The organism is Neisseria sp. HMSC070A01 (assembly GCF_001810165.1).
Classification (GTDB): domain Bacteria; phylum Pseudomonadota; class Gammaproteobacteria; order Burkholderiales; family Neisseriaceae; genus Neisseria.
This window is the reverse complement of sequence record NZ_KV800127.1, coordinates 1-603: the sequence shown is the minus strand read 5'-3', so window position 1 is coordinate 603 and position 603 is coordinate 1. Positions and strand designations below refer to the sequence as shown.

1 pseudogene is annotated in these 603 nt (G+C 39.6%); it reads right to left on the bottom strand.

Features of this window, described 5'->3' with window-relative positions:
* Window positions 1-327: 327 nt before the first annotated feature.
* A pseudogene (locus tag HMPREF2711_RS10485) lies at window positions 328-603 on the bottom strand (zonular occludens toxin family protein); the annotation flags it as partial.

The following is a 603-nucleotide window of genomic DNA, read 5'->3' as shown; positions in this document are numbered from 1 at the left end:
TTCGGGGACGTTCGCCACGTGGCAGGGGTTGGCGCAAAAAACCGCACCAACCCTTGCTAATAGCGTTTTTTGGTGGGCTAGCGTCAAGGGGTATCCAAAAAGATTTATAAAGACGATAAAACTGTCTTTACAAATCTTTCTGGACGTCCTCCCCCTGACTTGTGTTTAAGTGAGTGAGATTGTTTCATATTGTTATCAATATATTATAAATATAAAAGATTACAATTAATAAAATAGGAAATGCAAAAATAAAAATTCCTTTTATACCTTTTTTGAAATAAATAACTGTTAAAACAACGCCAAGAAAAAACGCTAGACCAGCATTCATTAATTAACCTTTCCGCCTTGATTTGACATGGCATTATCATTATAACCGTCATACATTAAATTCTGCGGACTCTTTCCTCCCATTGTCAAGACTTGCGGCGTTTCGGGCTGTGCCTTTGGTGCTTCCGTTGCCGCCGTTTCGGGCTGTTTTGTCTTATAGGGGTTAAAGGGCAGGCCGTCATTTACATATTGGACACAGGTTTTTTTGCTGATCTCTTTTATTCTTGTTCCTTGATCGGTATAGCAGTTACAGCCTTTTTCGGATTTGATGCAGGC